General features: G+C 71.1%; 22 protein-coding genes. 13 read left to right on the plus strand and 9 right to left on the minus strand.

Features of this window, described 5'->3' with window-relative positions:
• Positions 1–37: 37 nt before the first annotated feature.
• Entirely contained in the window at positions 38–1135 is a 1098-nt protein-coding gene (locus tag D3A60_RS00865) for a hybrid sensor histidine kinase/response regulator (RefSeq protein ID WP_196778603.1), read from the minus strand.
• A 225-nt stretch (positions 1136–1360) separates the two neighbouring features.
• Here D3A60_RS00865 and D3A60_RS00870 point away from each other — a divergent pair, with 225 nt between their 5' ends.
• Positions 1361–2293 carry a DMT family transporter gene (locus D3A60_RS00870; protein WP_119716836.1) on the plus strand — a complete coding sequence of 311 codons (933 nt, stop codon included), beginning with the start codon at positions 1361–1363 and terminating at the stop codon, positions 2291–2293.
• An 89-nt stretch (positions 2294–2382) separates the two neighbouring features.
• Here D3A60_RS00870 and D3A60_RS00875 read toward each other — a convergent pair whose 3' ends face one another.
• The 5 genes from D3A60_RS00875 to rpmH form a co-directional block, all read right to left on the minus strand.
• A complete protein-coding gene (locus D3A60_RS00875; RefSeq protein ID WP_119716837.1) occupies positions 2383–3414 on the minus strand; it encodes an energy transducer TonB in 1032 nt (343 codons plus the stop codon).
• A 132-nt stretch (positions 3415–3546) separates the two neighbouring features.
• Positions 3547–4887 carry a tRNA uridine-5-carboxymethylaminomethyl(34) synthesis GTPase MnmE gene (mnmE, locus tag D3A60_RS00880; protein ID WP_407062753.1) on the minus strand — a complete coding sequence of 447 codons (1341 nt, stop codon included), beginning with the start codon at positions 4885–4887 and terminating at the stop codon, positions 3547–3549.
• A 111-nt stretch (positions 4888–4998) separates the two neighbouring features.
• Complete coding sequence (gene yidC / locus D3A60_RS00885) at positions 4999–6684, minus strand: membrane protein insertase YidC (protein WP_119716839.1); 1686 nt, start codon at positions 6682–6684, stop codon at positions 4999–5001.
• 45 nt (positions 6685–6729) lie between these two features.
• A complete protein-coding gene (gene rnpA, locus D3A60_RS00890) occupies positions 6730–7155 on the minus strand; it encodes a ribonuclease P protein component (RefSeq protein ID WP_119716840.1) in 426 nt (141 codons plus the stop codon).
• Positions 7156–7228: 73 nt separating this feature from the next.
• Complete coding sequence (gene rpmH / locus D3A60_RS00895; protein ID WP_031374044.1) at positions 7229–7369, minus strand: 50S ribosomal protein L34; 141 nt, start codon at positions 7367–7369, stop codon at positions 7229–7231.
• A 370-nt stretch (positions 7370–7739) separates the two neighbouring features.
• Between rpmH and dnaA the strand changes: the two genes are divergently transcribed.
• The 11 genes from dnaA (at position 7740) to D3A60_RS00950 (ending at position 19643) form a co-directional block, all read left to right on the plus strand.
• The gene (dnaA, locus tag D3A60_RS00900) at positions 7740–9089 is read left to right on the plus strand and encodes a chromosomal replication initiator protein DnaA (RefSeq protein WP_119716841.1); all 1350 of its coding nucleotides are present in this window, start codon (positions 7740–7742) and stop codon (positions 9087–9089) included.
• 264 nt (positions 9090–9353) lie between these two features.
• Positions 9354–10454: a DNA polymerase III subunit beta gene (dnaN, locus tag D3A60_RS00905; protein ID WP_119716842.1), complete on the plus strand. Its 1101-nt coding sequence runs from the start codon at positions 9354–9356 to the stop codon at positions 10452–10454.
• Between the two features lie 96 nt (positions 10455–10550).
• Positions 10551–11654: a DNA replication/repair protein RecF gene (recF, locus tag D3A60_RS00910; RefSeq protein WP_119716843.1), complete on the plus strand. Its 1104-nt coding sequence runs from the start codon at positions 10551–10553 to the stop codon at positions 11652–11654.
• A gap of 130 nt (positions 11655–11784) precedes the next feature.
• Positions 11785–14265 (plus strand): DNA topoisomerase (ATP-hydrolyzing) subunit B, encoded by a 2481-nt coding sequence (gyrB, locus tag D3A60_RS00915; RefSeq protein ID WP_119716844.1) that lies wholly within the window; start codon positions 11785–11787, stop codon positions 14263–14265.
• A gap of 167 nt (positions 14266–14432) precedes the next feature.
• Positions 14433–15239 carry a M48 family metallopeptidase gene (locus D3A60_RS00920; protein ID WP_119716845.1) on the plus strand — a complete coding sequence of 269 codons (807 nt, stop codon included), beginning with the start codon at positions 14433–14435 and terminating at the stop codon, positions 15237–15239.
• 103 nt (positions 15240–15342) lie between these two features.
• Positions 15343–16557, plus strand: a complete 1215-nt coding sequence (locus D3A60_RS00925; RefSeq protein ID WP_119716846.1) for a tetratricopeptide repeat protein — start codon at positions 15343–15345, stop codon at positions 16555–16557.
• Between the two features lie 156 nt (positions 16558–16713).
• Positions 16714–17379: an energy transducer TonB gene (locus D3A60_RS00930; protein ID WP_119716847.1), complete on the plus strand. Its 666-nt coding sequence runs from the start codon at positions 16714–16716 to the stop codon at positions 17377–17379.
• Between the two features lie 82 nt (positions 17380–17461).
• Positions 17462–18226, plus strand: coding sequence for a MotA/TolQ/ExbB proton channel family protein (locus D3A60_RS00935; protein ID WP_119716848.1), 765 nt, complete (start codon positions 17462–17464; stop codon positions 18224–18226).
• 27 nt (positions 18227–18253) lie between these two features.
• Positions 18254–18673: an ExbD/TolR family protein gene (locus tag D3A60_RS00940; RefSeq protein ID WP_119716849.1), complete on the plus strand. Its 420-nt coding sequence runs from the start codon at positions 18254–18256 to the stop codon at positions 18671–18673.
• Positions 18674–18683: 10 nt separating this feature from the next.
• A complete protein-coding gene (locus D3A60_RS00945; protein WP_119716850.1) occupies positions 18684–19103 on the plus strand; it encodes an ExbD/TolR family protein in 420 nt (139 codons plus the stop codon).
• Positions 19104–19241: 138 nt separating this feature from the next.
• Positions 19242–19643, plus strand: coding sequence for an ExbD/TolR family protein (locus D3A60_RS00950; RefSeq protein WP_119716851.1), 402 nt, complete (start codon positions 19242–19244; stop codon positions 19641–19643).
• 125 nt (positions 19644–19768) lie between these two features.
• Here D3A60_RS00950 and D3A60_RS00955 read toward each other — a convergent pair whose 3' ends face one another.
• The 3 genes from D3A60_RS00955 to cls form a co-directional block, all read right to left on the minus strand.
• Entirely contained in the window at positions 19769–20542 is a 774-nt protein-coding gene (locus D3A60_RS00955) for a pyridoxine 5'-phosphate synthase (protein WP_119716852.1), read from the minus strand.
• Positions 20543–20573: 31 nt separating this feature from the next.
• Positions 20574–20843 (minus strand): hypothetical protein, encoded by a 270-nt coding sequence (locus tag D3A60_RS00960; protein WP_119716853.1) that lies wholly within the window; start codon positions 20841–20843, stop codon positions 20574–20576.
• 132 nt (positions 20844–20975) lie between these two features.
• Complete coding sequence (gene cls / locus D3A60_RS00965; RefSeq protein WP_119716854.1) at positions 20976–22409, minus strand: cardiolipin synthase; 1434 nt, start codon at positions 22407–22409, stop codon at positions 20976–20978.
• Between cls and D3A60_RS00970 the strand changes: the two genes are divergently transcribed.
• A complete protein-coding gene (locus D3A60_RS00970; RefSeq protein WP_407062754.1) occupies positions 22392–23606 on the plus strand; it encodes a PA0069 family radical SAM protein in 1215 nt (404 codons plus the stop codon). The genes cls and D3A60_RS00970 overlap by 18 nt on opposite strands.
• Positions 23607–23623 lie beyond the last annotated feature (17 nt).

Genomic DNA, 23623 nt, shown 5'->3' on the forward strand with positions numbered 1-23623 from the left:
GGACGGCGCCGGCAGGCGCGTCGGGGTTGCGCCCCGATCACGCCGCGCGCGGCGGTTCCGGCAGCTCGACGATGAAGCGCGCGCCGCCATGCTTGCGCGCCTCGTGCCACAGCTGGCCGCCGGCGTTGTCGATGATCCGGCGCGCCAGCGACAGGCCGAGCCCGCTCGACAGCGCTTCCTCGGCGTCGCCCTCGTGCAGGCGCACGAACGGCTTGAACAGCTCGCGCTCGCGCGCCTTCGGAATGCCCGGACCGCGGTCGGCGACGACCAGCTGCCAGTAGCCCGGCGCGCTCTGGCGGCCGGCCAGCAGCAGCGGCGCGCCTGGCGCGTACTTCATCGCGTTGGTGACGAGGTTCTCGCTGACCTGGCGCAGCACCCGCTCGTCGATCGCGACCCGCGCGTGGGCGGGCGCATGCACCACCTCGACGGCGATCCCGCGCGCCTCGAGCTGCATCTCGTAGCGGGCCAGCAGCCAGTCCAGCGTGTCGTTGACGCTGGCCTCGGCGGCCTCGAGCCGGGTGCGGCCGGCCTGCGCCTCGAGGTAGTGGCGGATGTAGCCGATCGCGTCGTTGGCGCTCTCGTAGATCATCTCCAGGTAGCGCGGCACGCGTTCTGGCTTGCAGCTGTCGGTGCGCAGCACGTCGCTGGCGAACAGCACGCTGGTGAGCGGATTCTTGAGGTCGTGCGCGACCAGGTTGACCAGCTCCTCGCGCTCGCGCGCGACGCGCTCGAGCCGGTCGCGCGTCAGCTTCAGGCCGACGTGCGCATTGACGCGCGCGATCAGCTCCTCGGGCAGGAACGGCTTGGTGACGTAGTCGACCGCGCCGGCCTCGAACGCGCGCAGCAGCAGGTCGCGGTCGTGCGCGGCGGTGACGAACACCACCGGCGCGCGCAGCGGCACCGGCTGCTCGCGCAGCGCCTGCAGCACTTCGAACCCGTCCTGCCCCGGCATCATCATGTCGAGCAGCACCAGGTCCGGCGCGCGCTCGTTGTAGCGGGCGATCGCTTCCTCGCCGCCGGACGCGGTGATCACTTCGTAACCCTGGCGGGTCAGCAGCATCGCAATGACGCGCAGGTTCGCCGACTGGTCGTCGACGACGAGGACGGTCCCCGCGCTGGTCGTGGTGGTGGTCATCGGTCCCCGGTGGCGCAATGCGGGCCCGGCCCGTGGACGCATCGCAAACGCCGCTGGCACGTTAACAGAAAGGGCGCGGTTTCCTGAATACGCGATAGGCGCCGTCGATGAATGGTTCACGCCGCGGCGCCGGCGCGCAAGCACCCCCGCGGGAGGTCACCCGCCCGGGTGCTGGCGGTGCGGCGCGGCTACCATCGCGGGCCCCGCAACGGATCCGCCGCCTGCATGCTGCCCGACCCCTCCGCACGGCGCCTCGGACTGCTGCTCGCCGCGACCGGCGCGGTGCTGTTCTCGGCCAAAGCGATCCTCGCCAAGTACCAGTTCCGGTACGGGCTGGACGCGCTCGACGTGATGGCGCTGCGGATGGCGTTCTCGCTGCCGCTGTTCGTCGCGCTGGGCGTGCGCGAGGCCCGGCGGGATCCGGGCCGCGCGCCGCTGTCGCGCCGCGACGCCGGCCTGCTGCTGGTGCTCGGCGTGCTGGGCTACTACCTGTCGAGCCTGCTCGACTTCTGGGGGCTGCAGTACGTGCCGGTCTCGCTGGAGCGGCTGATCCTGTTCCTCAACCCGACCTTCGTGCTGCTGATCGGGCTGGTGGCGTTCGGCCGCCGGGTCGCGCGGCGCGAGTGGACCGCGCTGGCGGTCAGCTACGCCGGCGTCGCGCTGGTGTTCGTCGAGAACCTGCGGCTGGACGGGCCTCACATCGGCTTCGGCAGCGCGCTGGTGCTGATGGCCGCGGTCAGCTACGCGCTGTACCTGGCGCTGTCCGGGCAGATGATCGCGCGGCTCGGGCCGCTGCGGCTGGTGGCCTACGCGATGGTGGTGTCGACCGCGGCGACCGCGGTGCACTACCTCGCGCTGCGCGACGTCGCCCCGCTGCTGTCGCTGCCGGCGCCGGTGTACGTGCTGGCGCTGGCCAACGCGGTGTTCTGCACGTTCCTGCCGGTCACCTTCACGATGGGCGCGGTGGCGCGGCTCGGCGCCGGGCAGACCGCGCAGCTGTCGGCGCTCGGCCCGGTGTCGCTGCTGTTCCTCGGCGGCTGGCTGCTCGGCGAGCCGATCACGCCGGTGCAGGTGCTCGGCACCGCGGTGGTGCTGGCCGGCGTGTGGCTGCTGGCCCGCCCGGCGGCGAACTCGCTGCCGCTGCCGGGGCGCGGCTGAGCGCGCGCTTTGACTTCCCGGAACTCGACAGCTGAAATAAAGAGAGCCCGGCGATGCCGGGCTCCCGATGACGCCAACCGCGCGGGCGATCAGCCGCCCGGGTTGAAGCCGATCGTGCGGCGCGTGGTGACCGGCGCGGCGACCGGCTGGAAGCGCCAGCGGCGCACCGCGTTGACTGCCTCGCGGTCGAACACGCGCGGCGGATTGGCGCGGACCACGCGGGCGGCGGTGACCGAGCCGTCGGTGCCGACGGTGAACTCGACCTGCACCTCGCCCGACTGGTTCGCGCGCAGCGCCTCCGGCGGATAGCGGGGGGCCGGCGTCGACAGCGCGCGCAGCTCGCTAGCGGCTGGCGCGGCGGCGGCGGTGGTCGCCGCGGCGGCCCGCTGCTCGGCGGCCCGCTGCTCGGCGGCGCGCTGCTCGGCGGCCTGGCGTTCGGCTGCCTCGCGCTCGGCGGCCTGGCGGGCGGCGGCCTGCTGGCGCTCGCTGGTCTGGCTCGCGGCCAGCTGGCGCGCGGCCTCGTCCTGCTGACGCTTCTGGTCTTCGAGCCGCTTCTTCTCGAGGTCGGCCTGGCGCTTGGCCTCTTCCTCGGCGGTCAGCGTCTGCTGCGCGGCGCGCGCGGCGACGGCCTGCTGCTGCGCGGTGATGCTGGTCTCCAAGCGGGCGAGCGCCGGATGCTGCGCATCGGCTTTCTCGAGCAGCGCGGCCAGGCGCTGGGCTTCGGTGAAGTCCTCGCGGTTGACGCTCTGCTCGATCGCGATGACGGTCATCGGCAGCAGGTCGGTCAGCGCGCTGGCCACGGCGGCGTCGCCGGGCTGCTTGTCGCGCAGCGCGAGGTAGTACTCGACGGCGTTGTTCTCGGCCGGCGCGTACAGGCGGTTCTCGGCGTACGCCGTGCGGGCCGCCTCGCGGAGCTGGTCGACGCTCATGCCGGCGACCTTCGCCGAGACGGCGGTCTCGGCGGTCACGGCGGGCGTGGCGGCGGCCGGCGCGGTGGCCGCGGTCGGTGCCGGCTCGTCCTTGCCGCACGCGGCGACGGCCGCGCCGAGGGCGAGGACCAGCGCAATGCGGGCCACGGTGGCGACCCGGCTCCCCGGCCGGGCGTTCGAATTCAGAATCATTGGTAACACTCTCCCCTGTAGTGCGGCGACGTTCCCGCACGCGCGTAGTGAGGCCGCTGCCGCGGGGGTTTGTCAAGCCGGTGCGGCTGAACGCGCGTGCGGCCGGTCGCGGCCACGCGGCGACCGGCGTCGCTACTTGCCGATGCAGAAGCTGGCGAAGATGTGGCCGAGCAGGTCGTCGGCGCCGACGTGGCCGGTGATCGTGCCGAGCGCATCGTGCGCGCGGCGCAGCGCCTCGGCCGCGAGGTCGAGCGCGTCGTGGTCGAGCTGCGCGCGCGCCTCGGCCAGCAGCGCCGCCGTCGCGGCGAGCGCCTCGACGTGGCGCGCGCGCGCAGTGAACTCGCCGCTTCCTTCGGCGCCGACGTCCGCGTGCGCCAGCGCGTGCAGCCGTGCGTGCAGCGCGTCCAGTCCGGCACCGGTGCGCGCCGACACGTCGACACGGTCTGGCTCGGCGCCCGGCGTCGCGACGACCAGGTCGGACTTGTTGTGCACCCACAGCACCGTGGGCACGCCCGCGACCGCGTCGGCCACCGCGGCCCGGCCGGCCGCCGGATCGCGCGCGTCGACGATCGCGATGGCGAGGTCGGCGCGACCCAGTTCGGCCTGCGCGCGGCGCATGCCCTCGCGCTCGATCGCGTCGCCGCCGTCGCGCAGGCCGGCGGTGTCGACGAGCGTCAGCTCGACGCCGTCGATGCGCACCGTCTCGTGCAGCAGGTCGCGCGTGGTGCCGGCGATGTCGGTGACGATCGCGCGTTCGCGCCCGGCCAGCGCGTTGAGCAGCGAACTCTTGCCGGCGTTCGGCGGGCCGACCAGCACCGCATGCAGGCCGTCACGCAGGCGGCGGCCGCGCTCGGCGGCGTGCAGCAGCGCATCGAGGTCGCGCGTCGCGTCGTCGAGACGGACGCGCAGCTGCGCCCCGCCGAGGGTCTCGAGCGGCTCGTCGGCGAAATCGATCGCCGCCTCGACGTGGATACGGATCGCCAGCAGCGCGTCGGCGAGGGCGTCGACGCGATCGGAGAACGCGCCGTCGAGCGCGCGCCGCGCCGCCCGCGCCGCGCGCGCATCGCCGGCGGCGATCAAGTCGGCGATCGCCTCGGCCTGGGCGAGGTCGAGCTTGCCTTCGAGGAAGGCGCGCTCGCTGAACTCGCCGGGGCGCGCGCGGCGGGCGCCGAGTGCGACGCAGCGCGCGACCAGCGCCTGCAGCACGGCCGGGCCGCCGTGCGCCTGCAGTTCGACCACGTCCTCGCCGGTGAAGCTGGCCGGCGCGGCGAAGTACAGCGCGATGCCGTCGTCGAGCGTGCCGCCGTCGCCGTCGCCGAAGCGCGCGTAGTGCGCGCGCCGCGAGGCGAGCGCACGCGCACACACGGCCTCGCCGATCGCGTGCGCGCGCGGGCCTGACAGCCGCACGATGCCGACGCCGCCGGCGCCGGGCGCGGTGGCGATCGCGACGATCGTGTCGCGGTCGGGCGGCAGGGCATCGCGTTCGTTCATCGCCGCCAGTTTCTCACGCACGCAACGGCGCTTCCGCTGCCGCAACGAAAAAGCCCGCCGGGTGGCGGGCTCTTCGTTGCGTGCGCGATGCGGTCAGACCTTGACCGGCTCCTCGCTGTAGCGGCGGATCATCCACCACTGCTGCAGCAGGCCGATCGCGCCGTTGGTGACCCAGTACAGCACCAGGCCGGCCGGGAAGAACGCGAACATCACGCCGAACACCAGCGGCATGAACTGCAGCATCTTGGCCTGCATCGGGTCCATGCCGGTGGTCGGGTTGAGCTTCTGGGCAAACCACATCACCGCGATGTTGAGCACCGGCAGCACGAAGAACGGATCGCGCGCGGTCAGGTCCTGGATCCAGCCGATCCACGGCGCGTGGCGCAGTTCGACCGACTCCGACAGCATCCAGTACAGCGCCAGGAACACCGGCATCTGCAGCAGGATCGGCAGGCAGCCGCCGACCGGGTTGATCTTCTCCTTCTTGTACAGCTCCATCATCGCCATCTGCAGCTTCTGGCGGTCGTCGCCGTAGCGCTCCTGCAGCTGCTTGATGCGCGGCTGGAACTTGCGCATCTTCGCCATCGACTTGTACTGCGCGGCCGACAGCGGGTACAGCGCGATCTTCAGCAGCACCACGAGGCCGACGATCGCCCAGCCCCAGTTGCCCACGAGCGCGTGGATCTTCTCGAGCACCCAGAACAGCCAGCCGGCCAGCGTGGCGAACAGGTCGTAGCTGCTGAAGTCGACCGCGCGCTCGAGCCCCGGCACGTTCTCGGCCTCGATCTGCTTGACCAGCTTCGGCCCGACCCACAGGCGCGCCTGGGTCGTCGCCTGGGTGCCCGGCGCGACGGTGAACGCCGGGCCGCGGGCCTCGATCGTGTAGCGGCCGTCGGCCTGGCGCAGGGTGAACAGCGCGGCCTGGTCGGCCTGCGGGATCCAGCTGGCGAAGAAGTGGTGCTGCAGCATGCCGATCCAGCCGCCGGTGACCTGCTGGTCGAGCGGGCCGTCGTCGACGAAGTCGTCGTACGGACGCTTGGCGTACTTCTCCTCGCTGCTGAACCACGCCGCGCCCTGAAAGCTGTACTGCTCGGCGCTCATCGGGCCGCCGCTGACCAGCGCGCGCGGCACGCGCGTCAGCTCGCGGCTGACGTACGCCGACCACGGCGCGGCGCCGCGGTTGACGACCTCGTCGCGCACGTCGACCACGTACTGGCCGCGGCGGAAGGTGTAGGTGCGGCGGACGGTGACGCCGTCGGCGCCGGTCCACGTGAACGGCACGCTCAGCTCGTTGGCGCCTGCGGCCAGCGCCACGGTGCCGGCCACGCCGTCGGGCTGGAACGCACCGGCGCCGGGGGCGGCGACGCCCTGCCCGACCCAGCCGCTGCGGGCCACGAAGTAGTTGGCGGGGTCCTGGGCGAGCAGGCGCACCGGGGGGCTATTCGGATCGCGGGTGCTCGGGTAGCCCAGCAGGTCGGCCTCGCGCAGCTCGCCGCCGTCGAGCACGACGCGCAGGACGTCGGTGGTCACGGTGACCGGCGCGGCGGCCGCCGGCGTCGGCGACAGGCCGGGGGTGGCGGGCGTCGCCGACGGCACGCCGGCCGCGGGTACGCCGCTGGCGAGCGGGACGCCTGCGCTGCCAGGGGCCGCGGGCCCCGGCGTGACGGCGGACGCAACGGCCGGTGCGCGCGCGGCGACCTGCTCCTTGTTCCATTCCATCCACAGGAAGGTCGCCACCATCAGCCAGGCGATGAGCAGGAGGGCACGGGTCTGGTTCATGGGCGGCAGGCGGGCTCGGCCGACGCGGGGGGTCGGCGCACAGGATCAGTGGGATGGGGGCGAGGCGCCCGGCGGGCAATCGCCGTCCGGGCGATCGGCGGGCATTGTGCCGGCGGGCGTCGGCAGCGGCAACGCGCCGGCGCGGCGCAGCAGCTGGTCGAACGCGTCGCGCAGCTGCGCCGGCGTGCGGCGGGCGGCCTCGGGCCGAGCCACGAGCACGTAGTCGCCCGGCGCGAGCCGGTCGCGGCAGTGCCGGAAGTGATCGCGCAGGATCCGCTTGATGCGGTTGCGTCCGACGGCGTGCGGATCGACCTTGCGCGAGACCGCCAGCCCGAGCCGCGCCGGTGCCTGCCCGAGCTGGAAATGCAGCGCGAGCACGGGCAGCGCCACGCGCCGTCCATGCTCGAAGATGCGGTCGAAGTCGGATTTCTCTCGCACCCGCGCGGTGCGCGGGAAGCGGAAGCTGACCATCGGTGGTGCGGGGCGGGCCGGACGAACGCCGGCGGGCGCCGAACGGCCGCCGGCGGCGGCCGCGGTCAACTGCTTAGGCGCAGAGACGCTTGCGACCCTTGGCGCGGCGACGCGCCAGGATCTTGCGGCCGTCGGCCGTCGCCATGCGGGCACGGAAGCCGTGGTCGCGCTTGCGCTTGAGGTTGCTGGGCTGGTAGGTGCGCTTGGTGGCCATGGCGGCGTCTGCGTTTACGGCGGAAAAGACCGCGGAGTCTAGCGAGCCCGGCGGGGTCGGGTCAACCCGACCGCGGCCGAGGGGCAAGCGGGGCGTCGTCCGCCGGGGCGCAGACGGGTCTGCCGGCGGTGCCGCCACGCGATGGCCGATGCCCGTCGCGGCTTGGTCCGCGCAGGCCGCGCGCTGTGGACTACCGGTCGGACGGCCTGTGGACAAGTCCTGTTCGGTCCTCCGGTGCGGTGGTAGTCTGCCCCCCTCCACCCGCCACGACCTGGCCATGTCCGCCGCGATGCGTGCATCGCGCGGCGGGCCGCTTTTTCGTCCGCCGTCGCCGGCCGGACGCATCGAACAAGAAGAACCCGCCCGACCCATGGATGCCTGGCCCCGCTGCCTCGAACGCCTTGAAGCCGAACTGCCGGCCGAGGACGTCCACACCTGGCTGAAGCCGCTGCAGGCCACCCGCCGCGACGACGCCACCGTGCTGTACGCGCCCAATGCGTTTGTCGTCGAGCACGTGCGCGAGCGCTACCTGGCGCGGATCCGCGAGCTGCTCGTGCACTTCGCCGGCAGCGGCGAGGTGAGCCTGGAGATCGGGTCGATGCCGCGCGCGGCCGCGCCGCCGCGGGAGTTCGAGCCGGTCGCGTCCGCGAACCCGGCCCCGGCGATCCCGCGCGCCCCGGCCTCGAACGTCCCGTTCAACGGCAACCTCGACAGCCACTACAGCTTCGACAACTTCGTCGAGGGCCGCAGCAACCAGCTCGGCCGCGCCGCGGCCTGGCAGGCCGCGCAGAAGCCCGGCGACCGCGCCCACAACCCGCTGCTGCTGTACGGCGGCACCGGGCTGGGCAAGACCCACCTGATGTTCGCCGCCGGCAACGAGATGCGCCGGATCAACCCCGGCGCGCGCGTCCTGTACCTGCGCAGCAACGAGTTCTACAACGCGTTCTTCCGCTCGCTGCAGGAAAAGACCGCCGACCAGTTCAAGCGGCAGTTCCAGCAGATCGACGCGCTGCTGATCGACGACATCCAGTTCTTCGCCGGCAAGGACCGCACGCAGGAGGAGTTCTTCCACACCTTCAACGCGCTGTTCGACGGCAAGCAGCAGATCATCCTGACCTGCGACCGCTACCCGCGCGAGGTCGAAGGCCTCGAGCCGCGGCTGAAGTCGCGGCTGGGCTGGGGCCTGTCGGTGGCGATCGATCCGCCCGACTTCGAGACGCGCGCGCAGATCGTGCTGTCGAAGGCCCGCGAGCGCGGCGCGCAGATCCCCGAGGAAGTCGCCTTCCTGATGGCCAAGAAGATGCGCAGCAACGTGCGCGACCTCGAGGGGGCGCTGAACACGCTGGCCGCGCGGGCCAACTTCACCGGCCGCCCGATCACCGTCGAGTTCGCCCAGGAGACCCTGCGCGACCTGCTGCGCGCGCAGCAGCAGGCGATCGGCATTCCCAACATCCAGAAGACCGTGGCCGACTACTACGGCCTGCAGATGAAGGACCTCCTGTCCAAGCGCCGCACCCGCTCGCTGGCGCGCCCGCGCCAGGTCGCGATGGCGCTGACCAAGGAGCTGACCGAGCACTCGCTGCCGGAGATCGGCGACGCCTTCGCCGGCCGCGACCACACCACCGTCCTGCACGCCTGCCGCCAGATCCGCACGCTGATGGAGACCGATGGCAAGCTGCGCGAGGACTGGGACAAATTGATCCGTAAACTCAGCGAGTAACGTGCGCTGTCCACAGGCCCCCACCGACAACCGGTGGGCGCCGGGCGCACAAGCTGTGGACAGTTCGGCGACGCGGGGGCTGCGGTAAAGTTGTCCACAGCTTGTCCGGGATCTGCCGGGGCGGTTGTACCGGGGTTTGCACGGCAATAAAAACGTTAATAATCAAAAGCTTGAGCGAGTTTTCCCGGGTTTTTCGGCCCTCCACCGCCACAAAGCTTTTGATTTATTCCACATCTTGAAGCATAGGGAAGGGGACCGGTTCGCATGCGTTTCAGCCTCCAACGCGAAGTCTTTCTGAAGCCGCTCGGGCAAGTCGTCAATGTCGTCGAACGCCGCCAGACGCTGCCGGTGCTGGCCAACCTGCTGGTGCAGGTCCAAGGCGGGCAGCTGTCGCTGACCGGCACCGACCTCGAGGTCGAGATGATCTCGCGGGTCGCCGTCGACGACGCCCAGGACGGCGAAACCACGATCCCGGCGCGCAAGCTGTTCGAGATCGTTCGCGCCCTGCCCGACGGCAGCAAGGTGACCGTGTCGCAGACGGCCGAGAAGGTCACCGTCCAGGCCGGTCGCTCGCGCTTCACGCTGGCCAGCCTGCCGGCGAACGACTTCCCGTCGATCGACGAGGTCGAAGCCACCGAGCGCGTGCGCGTGCCCGAGTCGGCGCTGAAGGAGCTGATCGAACGCACCGCGTTCGCGATGGCCCAGCAGGACGTGCGCTACTACCTCAACGGCCTGCTGTTCGACCTGCGCGAGTCGAGCCTCCGCTGCGTGGCGACCGACGGTCACCGGCTGGCCCTGTGCGAAGCCGCGTACGAAGGCAGCGCCCAGACCAAGCGCCAGATCATCGTGCCGCGCAAGGGCGTGCAGGAGCTGCAGCGCCTGCTCGAGGGCGGCGACCGCGAGCTCGAGCTCGAGATGGGCCGCGGCCACCTTCGGGTCAAGCGCGACGATGTCACCTTCACCAGCAAGCTGATCGACGGGCGCTTCCCGGACTACGAGGCGGTGATTCCGATCGGCGCCGACCGCGAGGTCAAGATCGACCGCGAGACGCTGCGCGCCTCGCTGCAGCGCGCCGCGATCCTGTCGAACGAGAAGTACCGCGGCGTGCGCGTCGAGGTGTCGCCGGGCCAGCTGAGGATCAGCGCGCACAATCCGGAGCAGGAAGAGGCGCAGGAAGAGGTCGAGGCCGACACCAAGGTCGACGACCTGGCGATCGGCTTCAACGTGAACTATCTGCTCGACGCGCTCAGCGCGCTGAAGGAGGAGCACGTGATAATTGCCCTGCGCGACGCGAACTCGTCGGCGCTGGTCCGCGAGGCGTCGAGCGACCGCTGCCGGCACGTGGTGATGCCGCTTCGGCTTTGACCGGCGGGCTGCACCACACGGCGCTGTTCCACGTGGAACAGTAGCGGTTTTCTTCAACACGCCCGGTCCGACCGGGCGTGTTCGTTTCCGGACCCCATGCACGTCATCCGACTCGACCTCCGCCACGTTCGCCGCTTTCGCGAGGCCCGGTTCACGCCGGCCGCGGGGCTAAACCTCATTACCGGGGACAACGGCGCCGGCAAGACCAGCGTGCTCGAAGCACTGCACCTGATGGCCTACGGCCGCAGCTTCCGGGGCCGGGTCCGCGACGGCCTGGTCCAGTCGGGCGCCAGCGAACTCGAGGTGTTTGTCGAATGGCAGGAGTCGGGAGCGGGTGCGCCGCGGCTTCGGAAGGCCGGCTTGCGGCACTCGGGCCAGGCGTGGACCGGCCGCCTGGACGGCGAACCGGTCGCCCAGCTCGGCGAGCTTTGTGCGGCCTTGGCTGTCGTCAGCTTTGAGCCCGGCAGCCACGCGCTGATCACAGGAGGCGGGGAATCGCGACGCCGCTATCTGGATTGGGGCCTGTTCCACGTGGAACACGAGTTCATGCCGCTGTGGCGCCGGTACACCCGGGCCCTGAAGCAGCGCAACGCCCTGTTGAAGGGTCGCGCGCGCGATGCCCAGCTGGACGCGTGGGACCACGAGTTGGCCGAGGCCGGCGAGCCGCTGAGTCGCCACCGAGCCGGCTACCTCGACGCGCTGGCGCCCCGCTTCGTTGCCCTCGCCCACGCGCTGGCTCCGGCGTTGGGCGCCCGCACCCTGGACTACGCCCCCGGCTGGCGGCACGACGAGCTGTCGCTGCTCGACGCCCTGCTGCTGGCGCGCGACCGCGACCTCGCGGCGGGGTTCACCTCGGTCGGGCCCCACCGAGCCGACTGGCGGATCGGGTTCGTGACGATTCCCGGCCGAGACGCGCTGTCGCGCGGCCAGGCCAAGCTCGCGGCGCTGGCCGCCCTGCTCGCCCAGGCCGAACACCATGCGGCGGCGCGCGGCGAGTGGCCGGTGATCGCGCTCGACGACCTGGCATCGGAGCTGGACCGGTCGCACCAGCGCCGCGTGCTCGAGCACCTGCTTGCAGGAGGCGCGCAGGTCGTGATCACGGGGACCGATGCCCCGCCGGCGCTCGCCGGATTGGGTGCAGCGGTGGCACGGTTCCACGTGGAACACGACCAGATCCGACCGCTCGAACCCGCCGAGTGAGCGGGCCGGCCGGGCCGTCACGGGCCCCGGAACGGACGGGGGACGGCCCCGCGCGGTATACTCGGGCACCCCTCGCCAATGCGTCCGATGCGCCCGTCCTGCGGGTCGCGTCCCCGGAGTCCGCTGCCGAATGACCCCCGAAAACGACCACGTCGAACTCGATCCCTCGCTCGCGCCGTCCGCGGAGGTCCCGACGGCCAACACGGCCTACGATTCCAGCAAGATCACCGTGCTGCGCGGCCTCGAGGCCGTCCGCAAGCGCCCGGGCATGTACATCGGCGACGTCCACGACGGCACCGGCCTGCACCACATGGTGTTCGAGGTCGTCGACAACTCGATCGACGAGGCCCTCGCCGGCCACGCCAACGACATCTACGTGACCCTGCACGACGACGGTTCGGTATCGGTGTCCGACAACGGCCGTGGCATCCCGGTCGACATCCACAAGGAAGAAGGCGTTTCCGCGGCCGAGGTCATCCTCACCGTGCTGCACGCCGGCGGCAAGTTCGACGACAACAGCTACAAGGTTTCCGGCGGCCTGCACGGCGTCGGCGTGTCGGTGGTCAACGCGCTGAGCGAGCACCTGTGGCTCGACATCTGGCGCGACGGCGGCCACTACCGGCAGGAGTACACGCTTGGCGAGCCGATCTACCCGCTCAAGCAGCTCGGCGAGTCGGAGAAGCGCGGCACCCTGCTCCGCTTCAAGCCGGCCGCCGAGATCTTCAGCGACGTCGAGTTCCACTACGACATCCTGGCCAAGCGCCTGCGCGAGCTGAGCTTCCTCAATTCGGGCGTGCGCATCACGCTGACCGACGAGCGCGGCGACGGCCGCCGCGACGTGTTCGAGTACGAAGGCGGCATCCGCTCGTTTGTCGAGCACCTGGCGCAGCTGAAGACCCCGCTGCATCCGAACGTGATCTCGGTGACCGGCGAGCAGAACGGCATCACCGTCGACGTCGCCCTGCAGTGGACCGACGCCTACCAGGAAACGATGTTCTGCTTCACCAACAACATCCCGCAGAAGGACGGCGGCACCCACCTGATCGGGTTCCGCGCCGCGCTGACGCGCACGCTGACGAACTACATCGAGCAGAACGGCATCGCCAAGCAGGCCAAGGTCTCGCTGTCGGGCGACGACATGCGCGAGGGCATGATCGCGGTGCTGTCGGTCAAGGTGCCGGACCCGAGCTTCTCGTCGCAGACCAAGGAAAAGCTGGTCAGTTCGGACGTGAGGCCGGTCGTTGAGCACACGTTCGGTGCGCGTTTGGAGGAGTTCCTGCAGGAAAACCCGCAGGAGGCCCGTGCGATCGCAGGCAAGATCGTCGACGCCGCCCGCGCCCGCGAGGCCGCACGCAAGGCGCGCGACCTCACCCGCCGCAAGGGTGCGCTCGACATTGCCGGCCTGCCCGGCAAGCTCGCCGACTGCCAGGAAAAGGACCCGGCGCTGTCGGAGCTGTTCATCGTCGAGGGCGACTCGGCCGGCGGCTCGGCGAAGCAGGGCCGCAACCGCAAGACCCAGGCGATCCTGCCGCTGAAGGGCAAGATCCTCAACGTCGAGCGCGCGCGCTTCGACCGCATGCTCGCGTCGGCCGAGGTCGGCACGCTGATCACCGCGCTCGGCACCGGCATCGGCAAGGACGAGTACAACCCGGACAAGCTGCGCTACCACCGCATCATCCTGATGACCGACGCCGACGTCGACGGCAGCCACATCCGCACGCTGCTGCTGACGTTCTTCTACCGGCAGATGCCGGAGCTGATCGAGCGCGGCCACGTCTACATCGGCCTGCCGCCGCTGTACAAGATCAAGCAGGGCAAGACCGAGCTGTACCTCAAGGACGACGCGGCGCTCGACGCGTACCTGGCCGGGAATGCGGTCGAGGGCGCGAGCCTGGTGCCGGCCACCGGCGAGCCGCCGATCGAGGGCGCGCAGCTCGAAAAGCTGCTGCTGGCCTACGCCGGCGCGCGCGACGCGATCGCGCGCAACGCGCACCGCTACGACCCGCAGGTGCTGCAGGCGCTGATCGACTTCACCCCGCTCGACGCCGCGTCGCTCGCGGCCAACACCGACGAGCACCACGAGCTGGCTGCCCTCGCCGCCCGGCTCAACCAGACCGGCCTCGGCAAGCCGCGCTACGCGCTGGAGTTCCACGCCGGCGGCGAAGCGCGCCAGGCCGCGCTGCTGGTCAAGCGCACGCACATGGGCCAGGAGCTGACCCAGGTGCTGCCGCTGTCCGCGTTCGAAGGCGGCGAGCTGCGCGCGGTGCGCGAAGCCGCGTCGCTGCTGCACGGGCTGATCCGCGAAGGCGGCCAGATCATCCGCGGCAACCGCGCGCAGCCGGTGACACGGTTCGCGCAGGCCCAGGAGTGGCTGCTCGAGGAGGCCAAGAAGGGCCGCCAGATCCAGCGCTTCAAGGGCCTGGGCGAAATGAACCCCGAGCAGCTGTGGGACACGACAGTGAACCCGGAAACGCGCCGCCTGCTGCAGGTGCGGATCGAGGACGCGGTCGCGGCCGACCAGATCTTCAGCACGCTGATGGGCGACGTGGTCGAACCGCGCCGTGAGTTCATCGAGGACAACGCGCTCAAGGTCGCCAACCTCGACGTCTGATCGCAGCCCTGCCCCGCGCGCGGTCCACGCAGCTCCGGCTGGCGCGTGTGGGGTGACCCGCGCGCGCATGAACGGGACGGAACCGCGGCCGCAGGCGCGATGTTCAGATTGACGGCCCGTTGATCGGGCGGCCGCTACAACCGGTCCACTCGCCTTTGGGAACGACCATGAAAGCCCTCCTCCTCGCCACGGCCATCGCGGCCGCCGTTGTCGCTTGCGCCACGACCACTTCCCCGACCGGCCGACGCCAGTACGTCGGTGCCGTATCGCAGCAGCAGCTCAACCAGCTCGGTGCCCAGGCCTTCGCCGAGGCGAAGGCGAAGACGCCGCAGAGCAGCGACGCGCGTCAGACCGGCTACGTGCGCTGCGTCGTCAATGCCGTCGTCGCGCAGCTGCCGCCCGCCCAGCGCAGCGTCGGCTGGGAGACGGCCCTGTTCGTCGACCAGCAGCCCAACGCGTTCGCCCTGCCCGGCGGCAAGGTCGGCATCTACACCGGCATCTTCCGCGTCGCGCAGAACCAGGACCAGCTGGCGACCGTGATCGCCCATGAGATCGGCCACGTCGTGTCGAACCACCACGACGAGCGCATCACCCGCCAGCTGGGCGCGCAGACCGCGCTCGGCATCGGCGGCGCGCTGCTCGGTTCGCGGGTCGGCGCCGGCGCCGCGCAGACGGCCGGCCAGCTCGGCGGCGCGCTGCTGCAGAGCACCTTCCTCCTGCCGGGTTCGCGGCAGCAGGAAAGCGAAGCCGACGTGGTCGGCCAGCGCCTGATGGCCGAGGCCGGCTTCAATCCCGAGCAGTCCGTGGCGCTGTGGCAGAACATGATCGCCGCGAGCGGTTCGCGCGCGCCCGAGTGGCTGTCGACCCACCCGGACCCCCGCGCCCGGATCGCGGAACTGCAGGCCCGTGCCGCCGGTCTGATGCCGGTGTACCAGCAGGCGCGCGCCGCCGGCCGCCGTCCTGCCTGCGGGTGAACGGCGCCACGCAACCCCGTTCCCGGCGGCGGCGCGTTTCTGTTAGCGTGACCGCCCCCCGGGCCCGACGTGTCGTGCAGGCCCACGATCCAAGGTGAAACCGATGAAGAACTCCGCCTCCCGTCGCACCGTGCTGACGGTTGCCATCGCCACCGTGCTCGCGTTCGGCGTCGTCGCCGAGGTCAGCGCGCAGGCCGCCGCCCGCGCCCAGGAGCGTCGCGCGCGCGCCGACCAGCAGCGCGGCGCCAAGGCGGAGAAGGTCGAGGCGAAGTACCCGGAGGCCACGCGCACGTCGCCCGACGCCAAGGCGTCGGCGAAGGTCACGCCGAAGCTGCAGAAGATGGTCAAGGCGTACGACGACGCCAAGGCCGACGAAGCGCGTGCGCTCGCCGACGAGATCATCGCGACCGCGACGGCCAATGCGTACGACCGCTCGTTCGCCGCGCAGATCGGTGCGCAGGCGGCCTACGATGCCGACGACACCGCGACCGCGATGAAGTACCTGAAGCAGGCGATCGAGTTCAACGGACTCGACAACAACGCGCACTTCGACGCGATGATGATGCTCGGCCAGCTCCAGCTGCAGGAAGACCAGTACGCCGAGGCGCTGGCGACGTTCGATCGCTTCCTCGCCGAGAGCAAGTCCAGCAAGCCCGAGCAGCTGGTGCTCAAGGGCAATGCGCTGTACCGGCTGGAGCGCTTCCCGGAAGCGTCCGCGGTGCTGAAGCAGGCAGTCGATGCGTCGCCCGAGCCGAAGGCCGACTGGCTGCAGCTGCTGATGGGCACCTACTTCGAGATGGGCAAGTCGGCCGAAGCCGCCAAGCTCGCCGAGAGCATCGCCGCGAAGAATCCGGCCGACAAGCGCTCGCAGTCGAACCTGGCGGCAGCGTATCTGCAGGGTGAGATGTACCCGCAGGCCGCGGCGGTCATGGAGAAGATGCGCGCCGCCGGACTGTTCACCGAGGAAAAGGACTACCGCCAGCTGTACGCGACCTACGCGAACATGGACGGCAAGGAAAAGGAAGTCACGTCGGTGATCAAGGAAGGCCTCGACAAGGGCATCCTCAAGCCGGACTTCCAGACGTACCTGGCGCTCGGCCAGTCGTACTACTTCTCCGAGCAGGTGCCGCAGGCGATCGAGGCCTACCAGAAGGCCGCCCCGCTGGCGCCGGACGGCGAGGCCTACCTCAACCTGGCCAAGATCCTGTGGCAGGAAGACCGCATTCCCGAAGCGAAGGAAGCCGCGCGGCAGGCGGTCGCCAAGGGCGTCAAGAAGCCTGAGGACGCCCGCAAGATCATCGCGCTGCCCGGCAAATAAGCGGGCGTCAATACACGCAAACCGCCAATCCGCGCTTGGAACGAGGCGCGGCGTTTGGTATATGCTAGGAGGTTCCCGCGACTGTAAACGGTTGCAGGAATCGAACGTTGGCCCGCGGCGCCCAGGCGTCCGGAAACACCCCCCGAGCTACGGCGCATGACGCAAGACCTCAACCACGTTAAACACGACGAGCGCGAAGAGCTGAACTGGACGCGCATCGCCGGCATCACGTTCGTGATTGCGCTGCATGCGGCGGCCCTGCTGCTGCTGCTGATCCCGGCGCGTCCGCCGGCGGCCGAACAGGACCAGGAGGACGTGATCACGGTCAGCGTGATCAAGCCGCCGCCGCCGCCCCCGCCGCCGCCGCCGCCGCCGCCGGAACCGCCGCCGCCGCAGCAGATCCGCCAGTTGGCCGCGCCGCAGCCGACCCCGCTGCCGCCGCCGCCGGAGCAGCCGCCGGTCGAGTTCCCGGACCCGAGCCCGGTTGACCTGCCGCCGGTGCCGCCGTCGCCGCCTTCACCGCCGGCTCCGGCCACGACGATCCAGTCGGGCGTCGATCCGTCTTCGCGCGCAATGAATCCGCCGCGCTACCCGCCGACGGAACTGCGTCAGGGCGTGGGCGGCACCGTGGTGCTGGTGATCAGCATCGACGGCCAGGGCAACGTGCTCGACGTGTCCGTCGAGAAGTCCAGCCGCAACCGCAACCTGGACCGCGCCGCGATGGACGCGGCCCGCAAGTGGCGGTTCAACCCGGAAATGCGCGGTGGCGTCGGCGTGCCGAGCCGCGTGCGCGTCCCGGTCGATTTCGTCCCGCCGACCTGATCGGGGTCACGGGACGTCTGCAAGGCTTCATCCAGTACCCAACATTTCGTAACACCCACTTCCACGACTAAAGGTAAGCGTCATGCTGCAGGAAACCACCGCCGCCACCGGAGGCGGCAATGCCTCCGCGCTCAGCCAGATGGGCTTCGGCCACTTGCTCAACGAAATGCTTTCCGCGCCGGGCGAGTTCGCCGTGTCGTGGATCGTGCTCATCACGCTGGTGATCATGTCCGCGATGTCCTGGTACTGGATCATCATCAACTTCGTAAAGAACATGCGCCTGAAGGGCACGTCGGACCGCGTCACCAGCACGTTCTGGGAAACCCCGAACGCGCAGGACGCAATTCGCTTCATGGAAGAGCAGTCCAAGAGCGAGCCGTTCTCCAAGATCGCCCTTGACGCTGCCCAGGCCGCCGCGCACCACCAGCGTCACGAAGGCTCGCGCCTGGTCGAGTCGCTGAACCGCTCCGAGTTCGTCGACCGCGCGCTGCGCCAGGGCGTCACCCGCGAGAGCTCGCGCCTCGAGTCCGGCCTGACCGTGCTCGCCACCGTCGGTTCGACCGCGCCGTTCGTCGGCCTGCTCGGCACCGTGTGGGGCATCTACGGCGCGCTGATCAAGATCGGTGCGACCGGTTCGGCGTCGATCGATGCAGTGGCCGGCCCGGTGGGCGAGGCGCTGATCATGACCGCGCTCGGCCTGTTCGTCGCGATCCCGGCGGTGCTCGCGTACAACTTCTTCGTGCGCCTGAACCGCGTGACCAACAACAAGTTCGACACCTTCGCGCACGACCTGCACGACTTCTTCGCCACCGGCTCGCGCGTTGGCGAGCTGGCCGTGAAGCGCTAAACCCGTCGTACAGCCCGGAGTTCCGAGATGGCCTTCAGCACAGGCAATGAAAGCGGCGGCCCGATGGCCGAAATCAACGTCACGCCCCTCGTGGACGTGATGCTGGTGCTGCTCATCATCTTCATGATCACCACGCCCCTGATGTCGCACAAGGTGCAGGTGAAGCTGCCCGAGGCCAACCTGGAGCGGAAGGACGAGAAGGCACCGCCGGTCCCGCCGATCACGGTGGCGGTGCAGGAGGACGGCTCGTTGTTCTGGAACGACGAGCCGATCACCAAGAACGTGCTCGAGAGCCGTCTCTCGAGCGAGGCCCAGAAGACCCCGCAACCGCAGGTCAACGTGCGCGGTGACCGGACGACCAAGTACCGGATCGTCAACGAAGTCGTGAAGACCGCGCAGGCCCAGGGCATGCGCAAGGTCGGCTTCGTGGCCACCAAGGAACGCTGAGGAGACCGACATGGCATTTACTTCGAACTCCGCGGCCGGCTCGCCGATGGCCGACATCAACGTGACGCCGCTCGTCGACGTCATGCTGGTGTTGCTGATCATCTTCATGGTGACCGCGCCGATCATGTCGTACCCGATCGACGTCAACCTGCCCCAGCGCACCACGACCCCGCCGCCGCCGACGGCTCCGCGCGAGCCGATCCGTCTGCGCATCGATGCTTCGGGCCAGATCTACTGGAACGAGGCGCCGCAGCCGATCACCGCGCTGCGCGGCATGATGGACGCCGAGGTCGCCCGCGACCCGACGAACCAGCCGATGCTCGAGATCGACATGAACAACGAGGCGGACTACGGCGTGTTGGCCAAGGTCCTGGCCCATGCGAAGAACGCCGACATGCAGAAGATCGGCTTCGTCCAGGCCACGCAGTAACACCGCTTACCTGTCGTGAAGACGCCGCCTCCGGGCGGCGTTTTTTTTGCCGCAGCGCGCAGGTCGGGAGACGCTTGCCCCTTCACCGGGGCCGGCGTAGCGTCGAACGCGGGCATCGGGCCCACGAGGAGAGTGCGCATGGCCGTCTCCCTCTACGCTTCGCCGGCGCGCGAGCGCGCCATGGCCGAGATCAACATCACCCCGCTGGTCGACGTGATGCTGGTTCTGCTGGTGATCTTCATGCTGTCGATGCCGATCGTGACCCGCACCCTGCCGCTGCAGCTGCCCGCCGCCAGCCCGCCGCAGCCGGTCCAGCCGACGCGGCTGACGCTGGACATCAGCGCCGCCGGTGAGCTGCGGCTCGACGGCGCCGCGTTGCCGGCCGCGGCGCTCGACGCCGCGCTGGCCGAGCGCCTCGCGCGCGAGCCGGGACTCGTGCTGCAGCTGCGGACGAGCAGCGACAGCGACTACCAGGCCTTTGCCGCGGCGCTGGCGCAGGCCCAGCGCAGCGGCGTGCGCCACATCGCGCTGGCGGAGTGAGCTGCCGCAGACGGGTCGGCGGACGTCGTTCGACAGCCGTGCCCGCCGGTTCCCGTTGAGGTGCGGAGCAGTGCGGACCAGCAGTTGCCGACATGGTCGCCACGGCCGCCGCGATCCGGGGGCGCTCAGCTCGCGGCGCGGTCCGTGATCGCCCGGTAGGCGCGCACCGTGGCGTCGAGTCCGTCGTACAGCGCCTCGCTGATCAACGCGTGGCCGATCGATACCTCCAGCACCTGCGGCACCGCCGCCAGGAACGCGCCGAGGTTGGCTTGGCTGAGGTCGTGGCCGGCGTTGACGCCGAGCCCGGCGGCCTGCGCCCGTCGCGCGGCCGCAGCGAACGTCTGCAGCATCGCCGTGCCGTCGCCGCGCGCGAACGCCTCCGCGTACGGGCCGGTGTAGAGCTCCACGCGGTCGGCACCGAGCTGGGCGGCGACCTCGAGCCCAGCACCCGGCGCGGCTTCGACGTGCGCGTCGGCGAACACGCTGACCCGGCAGCCAAGCGCCTTCAGCGCGGCGACCCGCGGTGCGAGCGCGTCAGAATCGCGGACAAAATCGAACCCATGGTCCGACGTGAGCTGGCCGTCGCCGTCCGGCACGAGGGTGGCCTGCGCCGGGCGCACCTGCTCGCACAGCGCCAGGAAGCCCGGGTACCCGGGGCGGGGCGGGGCGAACGGATTGCCTTCGAGGTTGAACTCGACGCCGCGCTCGCGGGTCAGCGCCGAGAGCGCGACGACGTCGTCGTGGCGCACGTGGCGCGCATCGGGTCGCGGGTGCACGGTGATGCCGTGCGCGCCGGCGTCGAGGCAAGCGCGCGCGGCGCGGACGATGTCGGGCTCGGCCCCGCCGCGCGAGTTGCGCAGCACCGCGATCTTGTTGACGTTGACGCTGAGGACGGTCATCGCGACAGCTTAGCGCGCCGCCGCGACCGGATCAGTTCGACGGTTCGCTCGGCGGCGCGGCCTGGGCGGCCGCGAGCTTGCGCGCTTCGGCCTGCTCGCGCAGGCGGCGCAGCTCGGCGGGGTCGAGCATCAGGCCCTCGTCGCGGGCGCGGCTGCCGACCCGCTGCGCCAGCAGCCCGAGCACCCAGGCCAGCAGCAGGCCGAGTGCGGCCAGCAGCGCGACGGCGAGCACGGCGACCGACGTGGTCTTGAACGCGACCGCCAACGCGGCCAGGGCCAGCAGCAGGTACAACCAGTGCATCGCGGCGACTCCGGACAGGCTCCCGGTGCGGGAGGCGATGCGAGTGTAGCGTGGCGGCCGCGCCGCGCATGCCCGGCGCGCGACCGCCCGTCGCAGTTTCGCCAACGCGCCCCGCCGCCCCGGCGGCCGCGACTACAGCAGCGGCGACACCAGCCGCGCCAGCGCCTCGGGCAGCCGCGCGCGCCACAGCGGCCGCGCCCGCTGGTGCTTCACCTGCGGCGCCGACTCCAGTTCCGACGCCACCAGCGCCGCCAGTTCGCCAGCGAGCCCGCGGTCGCGGAACAGCAGAGACAGCTCGAAGTTCAACCGGAAGCTGCGGTGGTCGAAGTTCGCGCTGCCGATGATCGCAACCTCGTCGTCGCACAGCAGGGCCTTGGTGTGCAGCATCCGCGGGCCGTACTCGTGGATCTTGACCCCGGCCGCGAGCAGCTCGTCGAAGTACGAGCGGGCGGCGAACGTCACCAGCCGGCTGTCGCTGAGCTTGGGCACCAGCAGGCGCACGTCGAGCCCGCCGAGCGCGGCCGAGGTCAGCGCCATCCGCGCGGCCTCGCCGGGCACGAAGTACGGCGTCACCAGCCACACCCGCCGGCGCGCGGCGTGGATTGCGCCGACGTGCAGGCGGTGGATCGCCTCCCACGACGAGTCCGGACCCGACACCAGCACCTGGGTGACGACGGCCCCGGCGGTGCTGCGCGCGCCGGGCAGGTCGGTCGGCACGACCCCGGTCGCGTAGGCCCAGTCCTCCGCGAACACCAGCGCCAGCGCCTGCACGACCTCGCCCTCGACGCGCAGGTGCAGGTCGCGGTACGCATCGTCGCGCAGGCGCTCGTCCTCCTCGTCGGTGATGTTGATGCCGCCGGTGAAGCCGACTTCGCCGTCGATGACGACGACCTTGCGGTGCGTTCGCAGGTTCAGCCACGGCCGGTGCCAGAACCAGTGCAGGCGCATCGGGTGGAACCACGCGACCTCGCCGCCGGCATCGAGCAGCGGCTGCAGGAACCGCTGCTTCGTCTGACCCGACCCGACCGCGTCGAGCAGCAGCCGCACCTTGACCCCGGCGCGCGCGCGCTCGATCAGCGCGTCGCGCAGCGCGGTGCCGGTGCGGTCGGGCAGGAAGATGTAGTACTCCAGGTCGATGCGGGTCCGCGCGCGCGCGACGTCGTCGAGCAGCGCGGCGTACTTGGCGCCGCCGTCGATCAGCAGCCGCACCGCGGTGGCGGTGGTCGGCGGCAGCCCGGTCACGGCCTGCGCGAGCCGCGCCATCTCGACCGCGTCCGGGTCGGTGCTGAAGCCGGCCGGGGGCGGCAGCGCCGCGCGGTTGCGGCCGCGGCGCAGCCGCTGGCGCTCGATCCGCTGCGGGCCGAAGAAGTGATAGATGACGAAGCCGACGTACGGCAGCGCGGCCAGGCTGATCAGCCAGCTCAGCGTGGCCACCGGCTCGCGCTTCTGCAGCACGATCCACAGGCCCAGACCGATGACGTACGCGACCCAGCCGAACACCAGCAGCGCGGTCAGGTACGGCCAGCCGGACACGGTCGTCCACAGCGACTGCAGCGACAGGAACATCCGGGCTCCGGGGCGGGAAGGGCGCGGCCGTCGTCGCAATCCGTGCGATGCCGCTGGCGTAGCCTAGGGCGCATGGACGACGCCCGCAAAGCACAGGCCCCGATCAAGGGCCGCGGCGCGGCTTCGCGGATCGCGGGCCGCTTCGAGAAATCGACGACCCACGGCGTCGACGACGGCTGGGGCTCGGTCTACGAGGAGCTGGCCGACGCGCCGCGGCCGCGCACCCAGGTCACCGAGGAGCGTGCGCGCAGCATCATCAGCCGCAACGATTCGCCGGACATCGGCTTCAGCCAGTCGGTCAACCCGTACCGCGGCTGCGAGCACGGCTGCGTGTACTGCTTCGCGCGGCCGTCGCACGCGTACCTCGACCTGTCGCCGGGGCTGGATTTCGAGACGCGGCTGTACGCCAAGACCAACACCGCCGAGCAGCTGCGCCGGGAGCTGTCCAGGCCGGGCTACGTCCCGTCGACGATCGCGCTGGGCATCAACACCGACGCCTACCAGCCGATCGAGCGCGACCACCGGATCACCCGCGACACGCTGGAGCTCCTCGCGCAGTGCCGGCACCCGGTGAGCTTCGTCACCAAGAGCGCGCTGATCGAGCGCGACCTCGACGTTCTGGTGCGGATGGCGGGCCAGCGGCTGGTCAACGTCTACTTCTCGGTGACCACGCTCGACAACCGCCTGTCGGGGAGGATGGAGCCGCGCGCCGCGGCCCCGCACGCGCGGCTGCGCGCGATGCGCGCGCTCGCCGACGCCGGCGTGCCGGTCGGCGTGCTGGTCGCGCCGGTGGTGCCGATGATCACCGACGCCGAGCTCGAGCACATCCTCGAGGCCGCACACGCCCACGGCGCGCGCAGCGCCAGCTACGTGCTGCTGCGCCTGCCGCACGAACTCAAGGACCTGTGGCGCGAGTGGCTGCAGCTGCACTACCCGGAGCGCGCCGCGCACGTGATGAGCCTGGTCCAGCAGATGCGCGGCGGCCGCGACTACGACAGCACGTTCGGCAAGCGCATGCGCGGCGAGGGGCCGTTCGCCCAGCTGATCGCGCAGCGCTTCGCCAAGGCGCACGCACGTTTGGGCTTCGGCCGGCTGCCGCCGCTCGACGCCAGCGCCTTCGTCGCGCCCGACGCGCCGCCGCGCGCGCCGAAGCCGCCGAAGGCCGCGCCGCCGAGCCCGCAGGGCCAGCTGTTCTAGCGTTTGCGCGCGACCCC

The organism is Cognatilysobacter tabacisoli (assembly GCF_003586305.1).
GTDB classification, from domain to species: domain Bacteria; phylum Pseudomonadota; class Gammaproteobacteria; order Xanthomonadales; family Xanthomonadaceae; genus Cognatilysobacter_A; species Cognatilysobacter_A tabacisoli.

Bases quoted from the DNA above. Each gene is read 5' to 3' on its own strand.
- D3A60_RS00865 (WP_196778603.1), bottom strand. From the start codon at position 1,135: ATGACCACCACCACGACCAGCGCGGGGACCGTCCTCGTCGTCGACGAC.
- D3A60_RS00870 (WP_119716836.1), top strand. From the start codon at position 1,361: ATGCTGCCCGACCCCTCCGCACGGCGCCTCGGACTGCTGCTCGCCGCG.
- D3A60_RS00875 (WP_119716837.1), bottom strand. From the start codon at position 3,414: ATGATTCTGAATTCGAACGCCCGGCCGGGGAGCCGGGTCGCCACCGTG.
- yidC (WP_119716839.1), bottom strand. From the start codon at position 6,684: ATGAACCAGACCCGTGCCCTCCTGCTCATCGCCTGGCTGATGGTGGCG.
- rnpA (WP_119716840.1), bottom strand. From the start codon at position 7,155: ATGGTCAGCTTCCGCTTCCCGCGCACCGCGCGGGTGCGAGAGAAATCC.
- rpmH (WP_031374044.1), bottom strand. From the start codon at position 7,369: ATGGCCACCAAGCGCACCTACCAGCCCAGCAACCTCAAGCGCAAGCGC.
- dnaA (WP_119716841.1), top strand. From the start codon at position 7,740: ATGGATGCCTGGCCCCGCTGCCTCGAACGCCTTGAAGCCGAACTGCCG.
- dnaN (WP_119716842.1), top strand. From the start codon at position 9,354: ATGCGTTTCAGCCTCCAACGCGAAGTCTTTCTGAAGCCGCTCGGGCAA.
- recF (WP_119716843.1), top strand. From the start codon at position 10,551: ATGCACGTCATCCGACTCGACCTCCGCCACGTTCGCCGCTTTCGCGAG.
- gyrB (WP_119716844.1), top strand. From the start codon at position 11,785: ATGACCCCCGAAAACGACCACGTCGAACTCGATCCCTCGCTCGCGCCG.
- D3A60_RS00920 (WP_119716845.1), top strand. From the start codon at position 14,433: ATGAAAGCCCTCCTCCTCGCCACGGCCATCGCGGCCGCCGTTGTCGCT.
- D3A60_RS00925 (WP_119716846.1), top strand. From the start codon at position 15,343: ATGAAGAACTCCGCCTCCCGTCGCACCGTGCTGACGGTTGCCATCGCC.
- D3A60_RS00930 (WP_119716847.1), top strand. From the start codon at position 16,714: ATGACGCAAGACCTCAACCACGTTAAACACGACGAGCGCGAAGAGCTG.
- D3A60_RS00935 (WP_119716848.1), top strand. From the start codon at position 17,462: ATGCTGCAGGAAACCACCGCCGCCACCGGAGGCGGCAATGCCTCCGCG.
- D3A60_RS00940 (WP_119716849.1), top strand. From the start codon at position 18,254: ATGGCCTTCAGCACAGGCAATGAAAGCGGCGGCCCGATGGCCGAAATC.
- D3A60_RS00945 (WP_119716850.1), top strand. From the start codon at position 18,684: ATGGCATTTACTTCGAACTCCGCGGCCGGCTCGCCGATGGCCGACATC.
- D3A60_RS00950 (WP_119716851.1), top strand. From the start codon at position 19,242: ATGGCCGTCTCCCTCTACGCTTCGCCGGCGCGCGAGCGCGCCATGGCC.
- D3A60_RS00955 (WP_119716852.1), bottom strand. From the start codon at position 20,542: ATGACCGTCCTCAGCGTCAACGTCAACAAGATCGCGGTGCTGCGCAAC.
- D3A60_RS00960 (WP_119716853.1), bottom strand. From the start codon at position 20,843: ATGCACTGGTTGTACCTGCTGCTGGCCCTGGCCGCGTTGGCGGTCGCG.
- cls (WP_119716854.1), bottom strand. From the start codon at position 22,409: ATGTTCCTGTCGCTGCAGTCGCTGTGGACGACCGTGTCCGGCTGGCCG.